The organism is Kiloniella antarctica, assembly GCF_042682825.1.
GTDB classification, from domain to species: Bacteria; Pseudomonadota; Alphaproteobacteria; order Kiloniellales; family Kiloniellaceae; genus Kiloniella; species Kiloniella antarctica.
Genome location: NZ_JBHUII010000001.1, coordinates 809219 through 827680, shown reverse-complemented (window position 1 = coordinate 827680; position 18462 = coordinate 809219). Strand labels below are relative to the sequence as shown.

Annotated in this window: 18 protein-coding genes and 1 riboswitch; of the genes, 7 read left to right on the top strand and 11 right to left on the bottom strand. The window is 45.1% G+C overall.

The window, feature by feature from the left end:
• The first annotated feature begins 52 nt into the window (after positions 1-52).
• Positions 53-499 carry an iron response transcriptional regulator IrrA gene (gene irrA / locus ACFSKO_RS03960; RefSeq protein WP_380248635.1) on the top strand — a complete coding sequence of 149 codons (447 nt, stop codon included), beginning with the start codon at positions 53-55 and terminating at the stop codon, positions 497-499.
• Between the two features lie 231 nt (positions 500-730).
• On the opposite strand, the gene ACFSKO_RS03955 is transcribed toward irrA, so the two are convergent.
• Positions 731-1294 (bottom strand): SH3 domain-containing protein, encoded by a 564-nt coding sequence (locus tag ACFSKO_RS03955; RefSeq protein ID WP_380248633.1) that lies wholly within the window; start codon positions 1292-1294, stop codon positions 731-733.
• Between the two features lie 256 nt (positions 1295-1550).
• Between ACFSKO_RS03955 and ACFSKO_RS03950 the strand changes: the two genes are divergently transcribed.
• Positions 1551-2537, top strand: a complete 987-nt coding sequence (locus tag ACFSKO_RS03950; protein WP_380248631.1) for a 2-hydroxyacid dehydrogenase — start codon at positions 1551-1553, stop codon at positions 2535-2537.
• A gap of 326 nt (positions 2538-2863) precedes the next feature.
• On the opposite strand, the gene ACFSKO_RS03945 is transcribed toward ACFSKO_RS03950, so the two are convergent.
• The 6 genes from ACFSKO_RS03945 to ACFSKO_RS03920 all read right to left on the bottom strand — a co-directional run bounded on the left by ACFSKO_RS03945 (position 2864) and on the right by ACFSKO_RS03920 (position 9223).
• On the bottom strand, positions 2864-3511 hold the full coding sequence (locus ACFSKO_RS03945) for a glutathione S-transferase family protein (protein ID WP_380248629.1): 648 nt from the start codon (positions 3509-3511) through the stop codon (positions 2864-2866).
• A gap of 80 nt (positions 3512-3591) precedes the next feature.
• A complete protein-coding gene (locus ACFSKO_RS03940) occupies positions 3592-4392 on the bottom strand; it encodes a transporter substrate-binding domain-containing protein (RefSeq protein ID WP_380248627.1) in 801 nt (266 codons plus the stop codon).
• Between the two features lie 129 nt (positions 4393-4521).
• Entirely contained in the window at positions 4522-5163 is a 642-nt protein-coding gene (thiQ, locus tag ACFSKO_RS03935) for a thiamine ABC transporter ATP-binding protein (protein WP_380248625.1), read from the bottom strand.
• Positions 5156-6868 (bottom strand): thiamine/thiamine pyrophosphate ABC transporter permease, encoded by a 1713-nt coding sequence (gene thiP, locus ACFSKO_RS03930; RefSeq protein ID WP_380248624.1) that lies wholly within the window; start codon positions 6866-6868, stop codon positions 5156-5158. The genes thiQ and thiP overlap by 8 nt, the downstream gene beginning before the upstream one ends.
• 14 nt (positions 6869-6882) lie before the next feature.
• The gene (gene thiB, locus ACFSKO_RS03925) at positions 6883-7899 is read right to left on the bottom strand and encodes a thiamine ABC transporter substrate binding subunit (RefSeq protein ID WP_380248622.1); all 1017 of its coding nucleotides are present in this window, start codon (positions 7897-7899) and stop codon (positions 6883-6885) included.
• 99 nt (positions 7900-7998) lie between these two features.
• Positions 7999-8109, bottom strand: a riboswitch (TPP riboswitch).
• A 79-nt stretch (positions 8110-8188) separates the two neighbouring features.
• A complete protein-coding gene (locus ACFSKO_RS03920) occupies positions 8189-9223 on the bottom strand; it encodes a helix-turn-helix domain-containing protein (RefSeq protein WP_380248620.1) in 1035 nt (344 codons plus the stop codon).
• Between the two features lie 109 nt (positions 9224-9332).
• Here ACFSKO_RS03920 and ACFSKO_RS03915 point away from each other — a divergent pair, with 109 nt between their 5' ends.
• Positions 9333-9737: a hypothetical protein gene (locus tag ACFSKO_RS03915; protein ID WP_380248618.1), complete on the top strand. Its 405-nt coding sequence runs from the start codon at positions 9333-9335 to the stop codon at positions 9735-9737.
• A gap of 88 nt (positions 9738-9825) precedes the next feature.
• Here ACFSKO_RS03915 and nhaA read toward each other — a convergent pair whose 3' ends face one another.
• Positions 9826-11019, bottom strand: coding sequence for a Na+/H+ antiporter NhaA (gene nhaA / locus ACFSKO_RS03910; protein ID WP_380248616.1), 1194 nt, complete (start codon positions 11017-11019; stop codon positions 9826-9828).
• Between the two features lie 129 nt (positions 11020-11148).
• Here nhaA and ACFSKO_RS03905 point away from each other — a divergent pair, with 129 nt between their 5' ends.
• Positions 11149-12087, top strand: a complete 939-nt coding sequence (locus ACFSKO_RS03905) for a hydrogen peroxide-inducible genes activator (RefSeq protein ID WP_380248614.1) — start codon at positions 11149-11151, stop codon at positions 12085-12087.
• Between the two features lie 179 nt (positions 12088-12266).
• A complete protein-coding gene (locus ACFSKO_RS03900) occupies positions 12267-13448 on the top strand; it encodes a cupin domain-containing protein (protein WP_380248612.1) in 1182 nt (393 codons plus the stop codon).
• 27 nt (positions 13449-13475) lie between these two features.
• On the opposite strand, the gene ACFSKO_RS03895 is transcribed toward ACFSKO_RS03900, so the two are convergent.
• The 3 genes from ACFSKO_RS03895 to ACFSKO_RS03885 form a co-directional block, all read right to left on the bottom strand.
• Positions 13476-14144: an adenylate/guanylate cyclase domain-containing protein gene (locus ACFSKO_RS03895; protein WP_380248610.1), complete on the bottom strand. Its 669-nt coding sequence runs from the start codon at positions 14142-14144 to the stop codon at positions 13476-13478.
• Positions 14145-14271: 127 nt separating this feature from the next.
• The gene (locus ACFSKO_RS03890) at positions 14272-15657 is read right to left on the bottom strand and encodes a CoA transferase (RefSeq protein ID WP_380248608.1); all 1386 of its coding nucleotides are present in this window, start codon (positions 15655-15657) and stop codon (positions 14272-14274) included.
• A gap of 305 nt (positions 15658-15962) precedes the next feature.
• Complete coding sequence (locus ACFSKO_RS03885) at positions 15963-16730, bottom strand: isocitrate lyase/PEP mutase family protein (protein ID WP_380248606.1); 768 nt, start codon at positions 16728-16730, stop codon at positions 15963-15965.
• Between the two features lie 138 nt (positions 16731-16868).
• Here ACFSKO_RS03885 and ACFSKO_RS03880 point away from each other — a divergent pair, with 138 nt between their 5' ends.
• Both ACFSKO_RS03880 and ACFSKO_RS03875 read left to right on the top strand, forming a co-directional pair.
• Complete coding sequence (locus ACFSKO_RS03880) at positions 16869-17426, top strand: bifunctional transcriptional activator/DNA repair enzyme AdaA (RefSeq protein ID WP_380248604.1); 558 nt, start codon at positions 16869-16871, stop codon at positions 17424-17426.
• A 181-nt stretch (positions 17427-17607) separates the two neighbouring features.
• Positions 17608-18378, top strand: coding sequence for a hypothetical protein (locus ACFSKO_RS03875; protein WP_380248602.1), 771 nt, complete (start codon positions 17608-17610; stop codon positions 18376-18378).
• The last annotated feature ends 84 nt before the right edge of the window (positions 18379-18462 follow it).

Below are 18462 nucleotides of genomic sequence, written 5' to 3'. Positions count from 1 at the left end.
TAGAATCTCTTTTTTCCTTTAATAGTGCGGTTTCTGGCTTATATTAGTTATTATGGAAAAGATACGCCCCTATACAGAATTAATAGATACGCTCAAAACTGCTGGTCTCAGACCGACACGGCAACGCTTGGCTTTGGCTAAGTTGTTGTACGCGCAGGGTGACCGTCATATTTCTGCAGAGCAACTTCATGTAGAAGCGATGGAATCAAAAGTTAGTGTGTCACTGGCTACTGTGTATAACACGCTCCATCAATTTCATGATGCAGGCTTGTTACGTGAGGTTTTAGTCGAAGCCGGGCGATCTTATTTCGATACCAACATAAGTGATCATCACCACATTTTTTATGAAGAAACTGGTGAGTTGATTGATATTTCGCGTGATAGTGTTCAGTTTAAGAACTTACCGAAATTACCAGCAGGTAAAGCGATCTCACGGGTTGAAGTCGTTGTCCACGTTGTGGACATTGATGATAAGGCAGAATTGACAGCTGCTGAATAAGCAGTTTCATACCGCTTCTAATCAAATTGGTTAATAGAAATTTTTTCTGACAATTCTTGCAGCTGACCGCGTACAGGCGTAAGCTTTTTGTGTTGGAAAAATCCGTCGTTACGGCAGAGCTCAAAAAATGAGCCGAGAGATGAGTAGGGCCAAGCTCTGATGAGTTTGGCCCTGTTTTTTCAGGTCATTATGCGTCGGGAGGTGTTTTCCTGATACATTCTGTGTAACGTTTTAATCGAAAATTTCACCTTTATAGCTACCATAAAGGGCAGAGCGTTGTAGCCAGCCAGTAATGTCTTTTATTTCAACTTGGCACCAGTCATTAGAATTACAGGAATCTAACTCTCCAATTACACCAGCTTCTGCTTGGACGACGGGACGGCTGGTAACCTCTGGATCATCGTAAATGGTTCTTACTGCTCCAGTCACCATCATACTTCGTTGTCCTTTGAGCATACTCTGATGAACCCAGCCTTCGGTTCCTTGCCAATCTCTAATTTGGCGCCATGTATCAAACTCATCTATGATCTCAACAGGTAATCGACGTCGATGGTATATCCAACTTATGGGGTAACGCGTGCCCGGACCTGCTCGCATATTGACTTCGCCAGATCTAAAGCTAACGAATCGGGGTAAGGGGAGACCGCTCGGGCCAACTTTTTTATCACCAGATACTGCTGATGCATTTACAATAGGGCTGTCGCTTAAAGCTAAGGAGCTTGTAGAGAGAAAAATTCCTAAAAGGAACAGTCCTATAATACGTCTTGGAGAGGCTATCTGTAACCGGAAGGTCATCTCGTTATCTCCGGAGAGAAGCAGCAGGACAAGTTTTTCATCATTTAATTAATTCGGTGTACTTCAGAAGTTGGTAAGTCCGTTATCGCCGAGATTACCTTTAGAAAACCCGACTGGCTAGAATTTATCGAAACAACTCTTTCTGTCTCTTGGCAAAGCCCTTGTTCACGGCATAAACTAACTTAGCAAACATGCAGGTCGTAAATACAATGATAAGACCTGCTAGTAAGGACCAGCAACAGGGCCCCATAGGCATATGACTCAGAAAAAACCCCTTGTAATCGTCACGCGGCGGCTTCCGGATGCGATTGAAACTCGGATGATGGAGCTTTTTGATTGTCGGCTTAATTTGGACGACAAACCTTTCTCTCAAAAAGAACTTATCGCAGCGGTCAAAGAAGCAGATGTATTGGTGCCGACTGTGACGGATCGGGTTGATGCGGGGGTTCTTGCGCAAGCGGGACCAAATCTGCGCTTAATTGCTTCGTTTGGAACCGGCGTGGATCATATTGACCTTAAAACTTGCCGCCAGCGCGGTATTACGATCACGAATACACCAGGCGTTTTGACTGAAGATACGGCAGATATGACTTTGTCTCTAATTCTCGCAGTATCTCGACGTTTAACCGAAGGTGTGAAACTGATCAGGTCGGGTGAATGGACAGGTTGGAGCCCAACCGGGATGCTGGGACATCGCCTTTATGGTAAACGCCTTGGGATTATTGGAATGGGACGTATTGGCCAAGCCGTTGCTCGGCGCGCTAAAGGTTTCGGTCTTTCAATCCATTATCACAACCGACGCAAGGTTCACCCTGATATCGAAGACGAGCTTGAGGCAACATACTGGGAAAGCCTTGATCAAATGTTATCTCGTATGGACGTAATTTCTGTTAACTGTCCCCATACGCCAGCGACCTTCCATCTTCTTTCAAGTCGACGCCTCAAATTACTGAGCGAACGCGCAATTATCGTGAATACCAGCCGTGGTGAAGTAATTGATGAAAATGCTCTGGCGCGTTTGATTAAAGCGGGAGACATTGCAGGTGCAGGTCTTGATGTGTTTGAGAAAGAGCCCGCCGTAAATCCAAAATTGCTAAACAGCGATAACGTTGTATTGCTCCCTCATATGGGGTCCGCAACAATAGAGGGGCGGTACGATATGGGTGAAAAGGTTATTATTAATATTAAAACGTTTGTTGACGGACATACGCCGCCTGACCGTGTCGTCGAGGCTATGTTCTGACATGGCGATGCATTAAAAATTCATATTTGAATAGAAAAATGGGATCAATACGATCCCATTTTTTTTGCCTAAGGGCCAAACTTAAAAAACAAGCTTTGAGTAAAATGCATAACAGTACTGAAGCTTAAGCGGTTGTCAGGTTAATAAACCTTAACTATGATTCTGAGATCTTATAAAGGTGTTCTCACATATTTGTGATCAGCATCGTTTGCAGTAGACTCCAGGGTCGTAGTATCATTAGAGCCTAGGATATTTCGTTCGATCTCCAATCAAACGTACCTGGAACAGAAGGCGGAGTTGTTTAATCAGCTCCGCCTTTAGCTTAATTAGCTACTTAGTTTGATTTGGAGCCAATCGTCGACCGCCATCGCATACTTCGAAAGTATTGGTTCTGCGATGGGGTGTTCTGACATCTTCATCTGCCAGCTTTCTATTTTTTGTGACAGAGTGAGCGGCATGTTGACTGCTTTAAACATTTTTGTTGCGAGTAAAATTGTTGGAGCAAATCCACAATCGGCAAGTGAGATTTGATCACCTGCGATGTAAGGTGAAAAATGTCCCATGCGCTCTAGCAGACTTAATTGTTGGTCGAGTTCTTGGTATTTTTCTTTAATTACGGCTTCTTGACGCTGGCTTGGAGACATGTGTTTAAAGAGAGCTCTGATGAGAGGCTCAAACTTTAAATCATGAAAACGTGAGAGCATCCGTGTTGTCGCACGGTCGCCAATTGTGATAGGAAGCAAAGCAGGCTTAGGGAATTTTTCTTCCAAGTATTCGTTGATGGTTTCAGAATCACTTAAAACCAAACCTTCGTCGATAAGGGCGGGAACAGTTCCTGTGGGAACAATGACTTTATAGTTTTCACTGCCATATCCACCGGGTGGGATTTGATGAATGGCTTCTATCCCCTTAAGAGCGAGTGCAAGTTCTACTTTAGCGCAGTAGTTACTCACGGGTACTGTGTAGAAGATCATCTTTGTGGCCTATAAATAGAGATGAGCATAGTGGGCAGTTGTCAGTCCACTATGCTCATTCGCCGTTGATCAAATGCTTATTAGTCGGCAAGGTCCCATTTCTTTGCCAGTTGTTTAAAGAAACCCTGTGTTTTCTTTAGCTCAATCCAATGGTTGAGATAGTTGATCCAAACTTGGTCATCTTGTGCCACTAGCATGGCAAGAGGCGTAGGTGATCTCGCTTCTTGAACCGGGACAATAGCCATTTGCTCATATTTTTTAACCAAGGTTGCAGCCTCTACGTTTGAGGTGATGTGAACCATGGCACGGCCAGAAAGCACTTCTTGAAAGTCACGCGCAGGTGCTTCAACTGATTTTAGTGTTGCCTTCGGGAAATATTCTTTCGCCTGTTGTTCCTGAACGGTGCCCAGTGTTGTTGCAACAGTTACATCTGAGTTATTAATATCATTCCAGGAATTGAATTTGGCCAAATGTTTTCTCAAAGTGAGAGGAACAGTTCCGACGTTGTAGTAACTATCGGTGTAACCTGCAACAGCCATACGTTTTGGATTCAAAGAAGCGCTGGTGGTCACGTCGTATTTATTAGCGACAATACCGTTGATCAAAGTCTTCCAATCCGTAGGGACGAACTTAGCTTCAACCCCCATGTCGTTGGCTAGTTCTGTGACGATATCAATGTCGAAACCTTCGTAATTACCCGTTGCAGTATTTTTTACCGTCATAGGGTTCCAGTCCCCTGTTGTACCAATGCGGAGCTCCCCAGCACTCAATATTTTATTGAGACGAGATTGTTCGGCGGCATTGGCCGTTGTTAGGTTTCCGGCAACGAGCCCTGCTATAAGAAGGGTTACAGTAGAGAGTAACGCGGGGATTTTAAGCATAAGAATTCCGTTTTTACGGCTATTTCAAGGAAGGACGAGGTGAACGATTGTAGAACACCTTAGCAAATTCTGCCAGTTTTAAGCGTAGCGGGCAGGTGCTCTTCTTCTTCAAAGGTTTGTGAAGATGACTTAGGAAAGCTGGATGACGCGATCAGCGATCTCATCTGCATCATCCGATAAGTGTGTCACCATTAGCGTGAGTAATCTGTGTTCGCAGTGAAGGTTTTTTACTAACTTCAACATCTCTTTTCTTAAAGCCTGATCAAGCGCACTGAAGGGTTCATCCAAAAGCAATATAGGGCGTTGCCGTACCAGGCATCGGGCCAAAGCCACACGTTGTCTTTGCCCGCCGGAGAGTTCCGAAGGTAGGCGCTTGTTAAAGCCTGAAAGACCAACGTCATTTAGGGCTTTGCCAATGGTTTGGCGGTCGAGAGAGGATAGGCGCAGTCCAGAATTAATGCCGAGGCCAATATTATCTTCGGCTGTGAGGTGCGCAAAGAGATTGTGTTCTTGAAAGAGGCTCGTGATTGGACGTTCTGCAGGAGGAAAAGAGCTAAGATCCTGTCCATTGTAGCAGATCGTACCGGATAGCGGGGTTTCAAATCCGGCAATCAGGCTTAGTAAGGTCGATTTACCAATACCAGAAGGACCCAGGATGGCGACCAGTTCACCAGACGAGACCTGGAAGTCGAATTCAAAGATTTCTTTCTGACTTGAATGTTTGAAAGAGAGCTGTTTGATTTCAAGCCCTGATTCTATCTTATTAAACACGGTTAGGAACATCCTCTTTTTGTGGCTTTAGACTTTTGGTTTTGGGAAATCCAAAGCTTGAAAGTGACCAATGTCCTGCAATTGTGCGTTCTATTACCGTAAAAAGGAGAAGGCTTTGCGTGCAGAGGAAAAAGGCGATGATTGCGGCATCATCCAGTCGATAACTTCCCATTTTCTGGTACATGAATAAAGGTAATGTCGTGAAGTCCTGAGTGCCAAAAAGGGCGATCACACTCAAATCTCCTGTAGATAACGCTGTAGAGAGGCCGAAGGTAAGTCCAAGCGCTTTCTTGTTTTGGGGCCAGTCGACGACGCGCACCCGGTTCAGGCTGTTAATGCCAAGACTTCGGCACAAAAGATCACTATTTTGAGCCGAAGTTTCAAAGCTTGGAATGAGAATGCGCAGGGCAAAAGGTAGGGCCATCAAAGAGTTTACGGTAACGACAAGAAAAGGCGCAAGTGCGGAAAGGTTGGCCATTCCTTTGAGGCTGATAAACAGTCCGGTGGCTAAAACAAAGGGAGGTAGAAGAAGGATAATACTTCCTGAAAAATCGGTTATTGCGGACAAAGGCTTTGCATAGTTTTTTTTCCCTAGTCGAGAAGGGAGTTCAAGGCTGCGTAACATGAGGGCGATACCGATCGCGAGTAACAGGGTGAGAGTTCCTGCAGCCAGAGAGATCATAAGACTGTTAAATGAAGCGCTCCATAATTTTTCATCCCCGAGGACAGTAAAAAAACGTGTGGAGAATGCCTTTTGAGCTGTGGCAAGCAAGGGCGGGAACACCAAAAGGCTCATTGCAATTAGCATGATTGTATCGATTGCTATCGCAGCCGGCTTTTTGGCGTCAAAACGCTTTGCTGGCTGCTGCTCAGTATTTCCCAGCGGGATATTGCGAGCAAAACGGCTGCCTATAAACAATAAAGTCGCGCAGAAGAATAGCTGAGTTAGGGCAAGGATTACGGCTTTGGGGATGTCGAAATCCAGTCTTATTGCCTGATAGATCGCAACTTCAAGTGTATTGGTTGAAGGGCCGCCGCCAAGAGCGAGAACGACGGTAAAAGAAGTAAAGCACAGCAGAAAGACAAGGCCACAGGACGCTGGTAATACCCGCCTTAACATTGGCCATTCGATGAGCTTAAAAATGTCTTTGCCTGACATGTTGAGTTGTGCCGTTGAGCGCCAATACTCTTGTGGTAAAGCTTCAAGGGTTTGGAGGAAAATTCTCGACAGCAGGGGAGCATTGAAAAAAACATGGGCAATTAATATGCCGATAAGGCCATAGAGATAGTTTCCTGCCGTAAGATCGAAAAACGATAGAGCTTGATTGAACCACCCGTTTCGGCCATGCACGGCAACAATGCCAAATACCCCGACAATCGTTGGTACAATCAAAGACAGTGATGCAAGTCGCAAGAACGACTTTCGCCCAGGTAAATTGGGGCGGCGAGATAACGCGCGTGCAACGGGAATAGCGATAAATGTTGAAATAACTGTGCTGAGTAGAGCTTGGTACAGGGTAAACCTAATAACGCGAAACAGATAGCTGTTGTTATAAATCTTCGAAAAATTTATCTCAAAAATTTGACTGAATAACCCTGAAAAAGCGAGCCCCAATATCAAAGAGATTACACATAAGCTAAGAAGGCCGGGCCATAAAAAGCCAAACCAACCATGGGATGTACGTGTCTTTGATATGGGGTTCATTAGATTATTCAGGATTAACGATCGATGGCGTTAAGCCAGTTATCAATCCAGGCTTGGCGGTTATTCTGAACATCTTCTGGGCTGAAAAGAAGGGCTTTTTCTGGTTTGGGAAGCTCTTCAAATGTGCTTGGTAGACCATCACCAAGATCAATGGCTGGATACATCCAGTTGCCTGTAGGGATTTGGTTTTGAAAATCTTTGGCGGCAATAAAGCTCATAAAATCTTGAGCCAGTTCAGGCTCTTTTGAGCTGGCAAGTTGGGCTGCAACCTCCACTTGAGTATAATGTCCCTCATCGAAAATTGCTGCTTTATACCGGGTGTTTTCTTCTGCAATGATGTGATAAGCGGGAGAGGTGGTGTAGCTCAAAACCATGTCTGCTTCACCGTCCTTAAACAAGCCGTAAGCTTCGCTCCAGCCTTTGGTCACCGTGACGATTTTTGGGGAGAGTTTTTTCCAGGATTCTGCGGCTTTATCTCCATAAACATTCTGCATCCAAAGCATAAGCCCAAGACCGGTTGTTGAGCTTCTAGGGTCTTGAATAATAATCTTTAGATCCGGAAATCCATTGATCAATTGATCAAGACTGGTGGGGGCGCTGGGTAATTTTTCGCTATTGTAAACGAAAGCAAAGTAGCCATAATCAAAGGGCACAAAGGTCTCATCGTTCCAGGGTATTGGAAGCGTGAAGTTTTGTAGGGAGACATTGCTCTTTACAAATAAACCTGTTTCAGCAGCTTCGGCTGTTAAGTTGGTGTCCAGGCCGAGAACGACATCTGCAGTAGTGTCTTTTCCCTCGAGCTTTAAGCGACTGAGAATACCAACAGAAGAATCAACAGCGACAAACTTAAGGTCACAATCACAATTGGCTTCAAAAGCCTTCTTAACCTTTGGCCCTGCACCCCAATCGGCGGCAAAGGCATCGTAGGTATAAATGGTGAGAGTTTTTTTATCATCGGCAGACGCTGAGAAATTTATTCCCAGACCGAAAGTAGTGACTGCAAGTGCAGTTATCATTGTTCGCAAGATCATGCGACGCTCCATATTTAGCGGGCGAGCCCAATTTATTGTGCAGGGAGGCTCCTGAAAAATCTGGAATATATTTAACAGATAGAACCATTGGTTCGTAATCTGTGCCCAGCTCTCAATTCCCTCCGCCGGTACTAACCGGTTCAGGTTCGACGGGTTTTTTTCCTGCTTAGGAAAATTCTCAGCCCTTTATGGGCACCCCGTTGAGACCGAAGCCGAGCTTAGACATTTTTTATTGCATCAGCAAGCCATTACCCGGTGAGCAAACCAGGGGTTTTTGCCTAAAAGTGTGTCAGGTGTTCGAGTGTAAGACATCTCTATATTTAGACGGGGTGAAACCACCTAATAGTTTGAATTCACGGGATAAGTGATGTCGATCAGAATAGCCCTGATACCAAGCGATATCGTCAATAGTATGTTCATCAAAAGTCAGAGCGATGCAAGTATCACGAAAACGGATGTGGCGGATGAGGGTTGCATACCCCGTGTTTAAATTTGTTAACCGTCGGGATAGGCTACGGGTTGAGATGCCAATGTGTCTGGCGGCAAATGGCATGGGTAAGTGTCCGCCGTCTTGGGATTTGGGCAGGGAAGTTATGCGAGAGAGAAGTTCTCGATCTGAAATCAGGTGCGTAAGGTCTTGCATGGCGGCGAGGTTTTTTTCCCGTAGGTGAATTAGAGGAGTTCCTTTGATGAGGATTTCAGAATCAGGCGTGAAATTTCTGGCAAGAAGTGGGTTAAAAACGAGTGTGCTTTGTAAATTCAATTTATAAGACGGGCTGTTTGGAGGATGCACCCATATTTCGACTGCTTGAAGGTCAAACAAAGCACAGGCGACACCACCGAGAACAGCGGGGCCAAAACAGCTCATGTTTGCGAGCGGAGAGAGGAACGGCCTTATGACGATCTCTTCAGAGGAGATTTGTTCTATAAAATAGTTATACCATGCCCTGTATTTCGGATGAGAAAATTTCTTACCTGAAGCGATAAGCCTGTTATGGGATTGAAGCTCAAGACAACTCGTCCATCGTAAGACCAATTGCCGAGGAGTTCTGGCAGAGGATAACGAAAAACTTATCGGATCAAAATTTATGTTTATGGCGGCCTGATAACTTAATTGCAGCACCGATTGATAGCCATGATTTTGAGATAATTTCAACAGTTCCTGCGATGCATTCATAAATTGGTTGGGCAAGGTCTGATTTATCTTGGCAGCCATAACACCGAGATTTTGAAACCAGGTTGACCATTGACGTGCGTAACTTTCTCCAAGGGGAGGGGGATTTATCTTCTTGCTATTTTGCGTTGTTTTGGCGTGGATTTTCACAAGCTCTAACTAAATTGCACTTAACATTGATTTTCCAATTGTCGGGGATCCTCTTTCCTGAGGCAAAAGAAATCCAAAACAAAGAAAATAATGACAGGGATATAATTCAATGTTGCAGAGATTGAGAACACAAATTTGTATCGTTAGCTTGGTCGTTGTGGGTTTGGTGACCTCCGTTCAAGCTGATACGGGGAGCTATATGACTGCAAAAGAAGTATTAGTGCTTATGAACGGAAATTCAATTTCCGGGGTTTTTGGAGATAATAAAGCTTATCGCCAACGTAATCATTCCAGTGGAATAGCTGTTGTTGCGATAAAGGGAGACCCGGTTCGTTTAATCCCCTGGTTTGTCGATGATCAGGCACGTTATTGTGAAGACTGGTCAGAATGGGGCGTTTTTTGCTTCAGATTTATGCGTGGTGATAAGGGTGGGGTTTTCATTTCTGAAAGAGCCAACGGTAAGCAAATGGAAATCAACTGGCATGAAGGCTATATTGACATTAACCACGAATAATTCAGATAGCTACTCCGTTTGATTTGAAAGACAGAGCCCAGGGAATTCCTGGGCTCTGTTATTATAGGGAAGCTAATATCTGTATGGGCTACTCTGCTTGTTGTTTGTTGTTAGGGCTGTTTTGATCGTTACCAAAGCGCAACAGACAGAAACCAGCAAGCGCGGAGAGTATAGAGCCGCTTAAGACCCCGATCCTTACCTGACCAGCGACGCTCGGATCTTCAAAGGCGAGGCCACCGATAAACAAGCTCATTGTGAAACCAATACCCGTTAATAGAGCTAAGGCATAGATTTGACGCCAGTTTGTTCCTTCGGGAAGACGGCATATTTTTGTTTTTGCTGCAAACCAAATAAAGGAAAAGACCCCGAGTTGTTTACCGATGAATAGACCCGCGGCAATACCGAGTGTGAGCGGAGCAATAAGGGTTTCGACTGTAATTCCCTGAAGTGATACACCCGCATTTGCGAAGGCAAATATGGGTAAGATCATAAAAGCGACCCATGGATGGAGGTGGTGCTCGAGACTTTTCAGAGGACTTTTCTCTTCAGGTGTTTTTCCTTTCAGCGGGATGGCAAACCCGATGGCAACTCCAGCAAGTGTAGCATGCACTCCTGATTTTAGAACGCATACCCATAAGATGATCCCGACCAAAACATAAGGCATTTTTGCCGTCACACCCACACGGTTGAGTATAAGAAGGCCCAGTAAGGCAGCAGCAGCAAATGCGAGCGAGATGAGAGAAAGTTCAGCGGTGTAGAAAAACGCAATAATTATAATGGCGCCTAGGTCATCAAAAATTGCAATAGCAGTCAGCAAGATTTTGAGAGACAGGGGAACTCTGTTGCCCAAAAGAGCCATGATACCAAGGGCAAAAGCAATGTCGGTGGCTGTTGGAATAGCCCATCCGTTCATATTGCTGCCTTCACCCAAATTTATTCCCACAAAAACAAGGGCAGGAATGAGCATACCGCCAACGGCAGCGATTGCCGGTAGGGCTATTTGATCAACAGAAGACAACTGTCCTTCTAAAATTTCCCTTTTTAACTCTAGTCCGATCAGAAGAAAGAAAATGGCCATAAAGCCATCGTTGATCCAGAGGAGGACAGCTTTGGAGAGAGCCCACTCACCTAGAGCGATGGTAAAGGGAACATCGAGCATACTTGTATAATAGGATGCTAGGGGAGAGTTCGAGGCAATGAGCGCCAGCAATGCAGCAAACATGAGAGTTATCCCGCCTGCTGATTCCATCTGTAGAAAATTTCTAATCATTCTGGTTGGCATAACAGTGGCTCCCAAGTTGCCAAGAGTTAATAGGTAAATTATCGCTTTCAGAAAGTGGTACCTATTGTTTGATATGTATAATCGATTTATTACTGTATATTAATAGCCTTAAGCTATCACGAGATATTTATGCCAAAACCAACAATCCGACAACTTGAATACTTTCTGGCCGTGGCTGAAACGCTTCATTTCAGAAAGGCCGCAGAAAGGTTGAACGTAAGCCAACCAACACTGAGTGATCAAGTGAAAGAACTCGAGTACCGTTTGGGCGTGGCCTTGTTGGAACGATCTCGGCAGACGGTTCAGCTGACGTCTGTGGGTGAGGAGCTGCTTAAACGAGCGAGATATCTGTTGCGTGATCTTGATGATTTGTGTGATGCAGCGCAATCGGCAAAGGGTATGCTAGGAGGGCGGTTACGATTAGGGGTTGCGCCGACTGTTGGTCCGTATTTGTTGCCGCATGTCATTCCACTTTTGCATCAAAAGTATCCTGAACTTAAATTACATATTCGTGAGGATCGATCCAGAGCTCTTGAGCAAACCTTACGGGAAGGATTACATGATCTTGTTTTAACAGCTTTGCCTGTCGAAGATGATAGTTTTGGGGTCATGGCTTTGTACGAGGAGCCTTTACTCATCGGTATGTCGAGAGAGCATCCACTCGCAAATAAAAAGGTGATTGAACTGGAAGATCTTCGTAATGAAGAGGTGTTATCTCTAGGAATCGGCCATCGGTTATTCGAACAAATCCAGCAACTTTGTCTTGAGTTGGGAGCCGTGGTTCAAGTTGATTACGAAGGAACCAGTTTGGATACACTACGTCAAATGGTCGGGATGAAGATGGGAATTTCCTTTTTTCCAAGTCTTTATGTGAGATCGGAAATGATTAATGATCCACAGGTGGTCGCTCGTGCGGTTCCATTAAAGGCCGCGCGGCGTAAGGTGGGGCTTGTGTGGCGTAAAAACTCTCCGAGATCTTCTGACTATCTCGCCTTTGGGGCTGACATTATAGGCGGGATCAAGGATAAAATTGATCCAAGTTTAACCCTGTTGTCAGATCAGGCATAGGTTTTTGATATTTACTGCGATTAGATAAATAATGTTCTAGAGCTGTGTGATTGTGATGAAAGGCTCTGTGTTTTGAAATTGAAGCTGATTAAAATAAAACGAAGGGTTTTTAAGCCCCAGCTTTCTATGTAATAAGCCCTTCTATAACTCTTTTACCGCCTTTTAAATCGGATAGATGAATGTCCAAAAAGCTTGCCATACTTGATACGATGCCTTCGCCTGGGGATTTTTACCGGGTCTATTGGAATAACCAACCTTTCGTCGTTCGGGGCGTTATATCTGAAGAAGAGATGAGCGGTTTGATAACCGCAGATGAACTTGCTGGGTTGTCGATGGAGGAAACTCCTCGATCTCGCATGGTCAAGACAGCTGGCGAGCTTCAGGATTGGAAATGCCGCTTCGGCCCTTTTACGGAAGACGATTATGAAACGGCTGGAGATCGGGACTGGAGTTTACTTATTCAGAATGTCGAGCAATTTCATCCAGATACATCGGCGTTACTTCGACACTTTAACTTTGCACCTCGATGGCTCCTGGATGACATCATGGTTAGCTTCTCGGCCAAAGGTGGTTCTGTTGGTCCTCATATTGATAGTTACCATGTCTTCTTAACTCAGGGAGAAGGTAAACGTCGTTGGAAAATCGGGCGTGAGGCGATAGAGGAAGAGGTTTACATTAAGGGCATAGATCTCAAGGTTTTAGATCAGGATTTTGAAGGCGACGAGATTGAACTGACGTGCGGAGATGTTCTTTATGTGCCGCCAAAATTTGCGCATGAAGGTGTTACTCTAGAGAGTGCTATGACATTCTCTGTGGGATTTCTTGGACCAAAAACATCAGATTTGTTTAGTGCATATTCTCAATATCTCTCCGAGTTTGAAGACTTGGATCAACGGTATGTTGGTGCAGGCCTTGATATTGATAGCTCTGGCTTTACCATGAGCGAGAGTGCTGTCGGGGATATTCGGAACATCTTTGATATTCAACTTCGTTCAGATAATTTTACCCAGTGGCTGGTTGAGTTTTTTACTGAATCATCTCATGAAGATTTTGGAAATTATTCTGAGCGTGAAGAGATGCTTTATGACGATGAGTTTGAAGGCGAATTACAAGAAGGTGCCAGCCTGATCAAACCTGAGTACGTGAAATTTGCGATAACGACTTCAAGTACAGGTGGATTTTGTCTCGGTTTTGATAGCCAAAGCTTTACTCTGGATGAACGGCTTTTCCCACTCATCAAGATGTTTATGAAAGAAGAGGTCGTAAATTCAAAGTCCTACCCTGATCTTTTCGCAGAGCCGGCCTACCTTGAATTCTTACTTGAGCTCTATAACCATCAGGCGCTGGAGTTTGCAGAATAAGAATTTTTACATTTTAACGTGACTGGATTAAGTATCTCCAGGGGACCACTTGAAAGCTTGAACGCGGCCAATATTTTTTAATTTTAACCCGCGTTGACCGTCTTCATCTGAAAGGTCCTTACAGGCCTTTTGGTATTCCGGAGGCAAAAGGTTTTCAAAGCGGTTGGTCATAAATACTGTTCCGGGATCCGCTCGTGCCTCGAGCCGGGCTGCCAAATTGACGATCTCACTGAGAAGGCTGAATCCTGGATAGGCGGTTGGCAGAGAGAGCAGAGTTACCGGACCATAGGAGAGTCCAATCCTTGCCCCTTGGGTTTCGATGACGCGATCAATGCTGTCTTGCCAAATTTGGGCGGTTCTTTGGGCTAAGCAGTGAATGTTGGCGGCGACCTTAAGAACCTTGGCCGCATCCACTTTTTCATGAACGCCCCAGACCGCAAGTAGGCCATCGCCTTGAACCCGATCGACGAGAGCACCACTTTCGATTAATACATCCCGTGCGCCATCACAAAAAGAACTGAGCATTTTATGGGCAAGTGCAATGTCACTGGTTTCCCGGACGAATGCACTATAGGAGCAAAAATCCATGGCCATAACACAGCAGTCTTCTATGGGCTTATCAAGCTTTTCGTCGAAGTTTTCCCAACCAGCTAAAGAGCCAAAATGGAACTCGTATAGTTCCTTGTCCACAGCCATATTCTTTCCTAACGTGCTCTATCTTTTTTGACGTTCTTTGCGCCATAGTTATGCGCGGCATAATAGAGTTGAAAAGCTATGAGTAAACAGGGGAAGTTCTTGAATCACAAAAATCTGATCGAGAAATTTATTTAAGCCAAACCGGAGCCGATGACCGAAGGTCTGAGGCGGGATAATTCCAGGAAGAAGGAATGTTTCTTAGCGTGAGGGGGAATTTTATCCGGTGAGCTGGCCCCCAAGAGGTTTCCTCTATTTTTGGGGAAATATCTGCGAGGGTTTCTGGCTGTAACCCTCCACTGAGGGTCGTGCGTTTACTTTGGCAAAGAAGATGCGCTACGCGTGCAAGCGACAGCCGGGCAGAGAGTGCTTTACCTGAGATTTTGATTTCGTTTAAGGCATAAAGTACCGCGCTGGCCAACAGATATCCCGTTGCATGGTCAAGAGCTTGAACAGGGAGAGGGGTCGGTTTATATGTCTCAGACTTGTGCATGCCGTAATCAGCAATGCCGGAACTCATTTGCACCAAACTATCAAATCCGCGCCTGTGGGACCAGGGACCGGACCAACCATAGGCATTTAAGGAAACATCAATAATGCTTGGGTTTATTGTGCGGAGGGTTTCTCTGTCATAACCAAGGTTGTTTAAGGCCTCTGGTCGGTAGCCATGAAGCAGGACGTCTGCTTCGACGATTAGGTTCTCAAATATTTGGCGATCATCTGGATTTTTTAAATTGAGACCAGCACAACGTTTACCGAGTGTGACTTCTGGAATAATACCTGCTTCTTCCCATGCAGGTGGATCGATACGTAGAACATCTGCGCCATAGGCGGCAAGAAATCGGCCAGCCACGGGGCCTGCTAATATGCGAGTTAGGTCAAGCACTTTTATATTAGCTAAGGGGCGTTTTTGGGCAAGTTTGCAAGCTTTTCTCTTCGCTATACCATGAGTTTCCCAAATGATCAGAGGTTCTTGAGAAACGGCAATCCCTTGAGGATGTTGTCCCCAATCTTCGATGCTGCGCATCGTGGCGGCACAACCGTTGGCTTGTACTATTGCCGTTTCAAGATCATCGGCATTCCACCTGGCAACGACAGGTTCCAATGTTGCGCGATCCTTATAGTGACCCAAAACAGAAAGCGCAGCGGCACGGTGCAAAGGAGCATTGGTATGCAGTCTGATCCAACCGTCTTTAGCTCTGTAATCACCAGCAATAGGGTCCCATGCTGGAGCCAGTTTCCAAGCCTTAGGACGCAAAGTCATATCAAACCAAAACGAAGCGAGGCGCTGGTCAATCTGAATCCGGTTATCTGTTGTTTGAAGTCGAATGGATGGGGGGGTGTCCGTAAAACGTGAAAGCATTAGACCTGTAGAGGCCATGGATGAAGCGGCTAAGTCTGTGACCTCAAACCAGGATGGTAAACTTCCTCTTCCAGTGATTGAAATGCTCTGCCGTTCTTTTGGTATATCAATGCCGGGAAAGGCTGATAAGATTTCTTCCAATAAGACAACCATATAAATTTGCCTTTGCCATTTTAAATAATCGCTGGGGAATTAATTGAACGCGGATGGACACTTTACGGTTTTTTTTGATAATACCTGATCCGAGATCAAGTAACAGATCAAAAGTTATTGTATGGGTACGGGCATTGTCATTGTCTGCGTTATCCAAGCCACAGCTGCCGTAAAATACGAGCACAAATTTTACTCTATAAGCATTGTTTTCTTTAATAAGCATGTATTTAAATGGATGCTTGGGTTCTATCCGGGAGGGTTGAATTGGAATAATTTAAACTTCCTCCCAAATAAAACCCATTTCTCTAGCTGTACAGTTTGTGACATTGGCTTTCGAGCAATTTCATAGCTGCTTGGTAAGGTCCTGGACCATAACTAATACGGGATACGCCCAGCTTGGTGAGTTCATTGTTCGTTGGGCAATCGGGCATAACCATAATGTTGATTGGAAGCGGGCTTGATTTGCAAAGTTCTTCGATTAAATCGGCATCTATGAGACCGGGAATAAAAAGACCGTTTGCGCCAGCGGCGAAGTAGGCCTTGCTTCGGGCGACAACTTCCGTAAAAAGTTTTGCGTTGTCGTCATCGGCATTTGCCTGAAGGAACACATCTGTTCGCGCGTTGATAAAGGCGAATATTTCCAAAGCATCTGAGACAGCACGTGCAGCCTTAATTCTTTTAGACTGCTCTTCGATACTAAAAAGGCTGGAATTACTAATATTCTGATCTTCAAGGTTAAACCCAACGGCACCGTTTTGGAGCGCGAGAGTTACAGTTTTCCCCACATTCTCGGGTGTTCTTCCGTAACCTGCTTCTATGTCCATTGTCACAGGGAGGTCGACGCTATCACTAATACGCTTGATGTTGGCAAGTGCAAGGTCAAGCGGTAGTTGTTCACCATCTGCGTAACCAAAAGCTGATGCCACTGGCCAACTTCCCGTGGCAATGGCTTGGGCGCCTGAGTTCGCAACCACTTTGGCGCTACCTGCATCCCAAATATTTTGTAAAATAAGTGGATCACCTTTTATATGAAGCTTGTGGAGTGTTTGTGCTTTGTAATGAGAAGTGGTCATCAAAATAATCCTGTGAGTTTGTTCCGGGTTAATAAGCCATTGCTTGAAACGTCTTAAAGGATTGAGTTCACGTTGGCTGGTCGGAAACGGACGTGGTCATTTATTCCGCATTACAAAGGCGGACTATTTTTGTAAATTATGATCATGTTGAATTTTGATGAGTGTAATGAAGCCCGTTTAATACGAGACCCGGCTTATGATGGGGTGTTTTTTGTTGGTGTGTTCACAACTCAGATCTACTGTCGTCCGGTGTGTCCTGCGCGGTTACCCCTGACTAAGAACGTGAAATTCTTTGAGACCGCGCCGGCTGCAGAGGTTGCTGGTTTGCGCCCTTGTTTGCGGTGCCGCCCGGAAACAGCGCCCTTCAGTCCTGCTTGGGAAGGATCAAAGTCAACGGTGAACCGGGCGCTTAAATTAATCAACGATGGTGCATTGGATGAGGGATCTGTAATTGAGTTGGCTGATCGCCTCGGTATTGGCTCCCGCCATCTTACTCGGTTGTTCAGCAAACACTTTGGCGCCAGCCCGTTACAGGCGGCTCAAACCTATCGCATTCAACGGGCAAAACGTCTTTTAAACGATACAGAGCTATCTATGACAGAAATAGCCTTCACGGCAGGTTTTGGCAGTTTAAGACGATTTAATGCGGTGTTTTCAAAGCTTTATGGCAGACCACCGTCAGCGATACGACGTTAATTCCTCTTACTTACTTATCCAAAGTGTTGAGGGTGTTTATGTGCTGTCGAGTGTTACTTGCTTTATAGGTTAAATCTATCAATAATTATCAATCATTAGGTGTTTAATGTGATGAGTCACGGTAACGGTAGAATAGGTCATATTAAATGTAGTTAATAAAATGTATAGGGAGGGAAAAGTAATGGTTCTTGCTGCAATTGCTTCGGCTATAGGAGTGACGGCTCAGACAGTTTTTACGCAAATGGTAACCGATCTTGCAAGTGCTCATCGACCTGTCGGTGCGGTTGTTGTGAACCGCTCATCTCAGGATTTCGTTATCTCAAGTTTTGATGAAACCCATGGTACATGGCGAAATCACGCTGCGAACGCAATATTGTCTCAAGACTCAATCACAGAGAGCTTTCGAACTGAAGCGGAAGAGCAACTTGGTAAAGATACTCTTACCGAAGAAGAATTGATCGACTATTATAGATCTCATTATCAGGTCAAAGGTATCAAAGAGCTCGGGCAAACCGCGATAACAGAGTTTTCTTTGAGTGGGCATGTTCGGGGTGCCCAAGGAGTGATTCTTTTACGCGCGGCAACTCTAGGCGGCGGTAGCCGAAGAATGTATTGGAATCACTACATAGCACTTATGATTCAGCGTAAGTTTAAGAGCTTTAAGGCTGGTGTACTTATCATGGATCAAGACCAACTTGATCATTTTGGCGGTGTCGATGTCGATCACAAAGCCAGCTACATTTTGCGAATGATGAAAAACTCAAAAGATGCCGATAACTGGAAAAAGGGCGCTTATGCGGTTCACGGAGATCAAGTTCTTAGAGAGCGGGCTGTGATGAAACAGGGTGCTTATAGTGAAGGTCCAACAGCGACAGCAACGGGATTTGGCTTGAGTGTAAAGTTTGCTGCTGCGGAAGTTATTGAATTTACAATAAGTGACGTGGAGAGCTAATTTTACTTTGGTGAAAATTCACCATGACAGGAGCTACTAGTGGGGTGTTGACCTTTTGTGGTCCGAGTTAACTGCTGCTAGGGA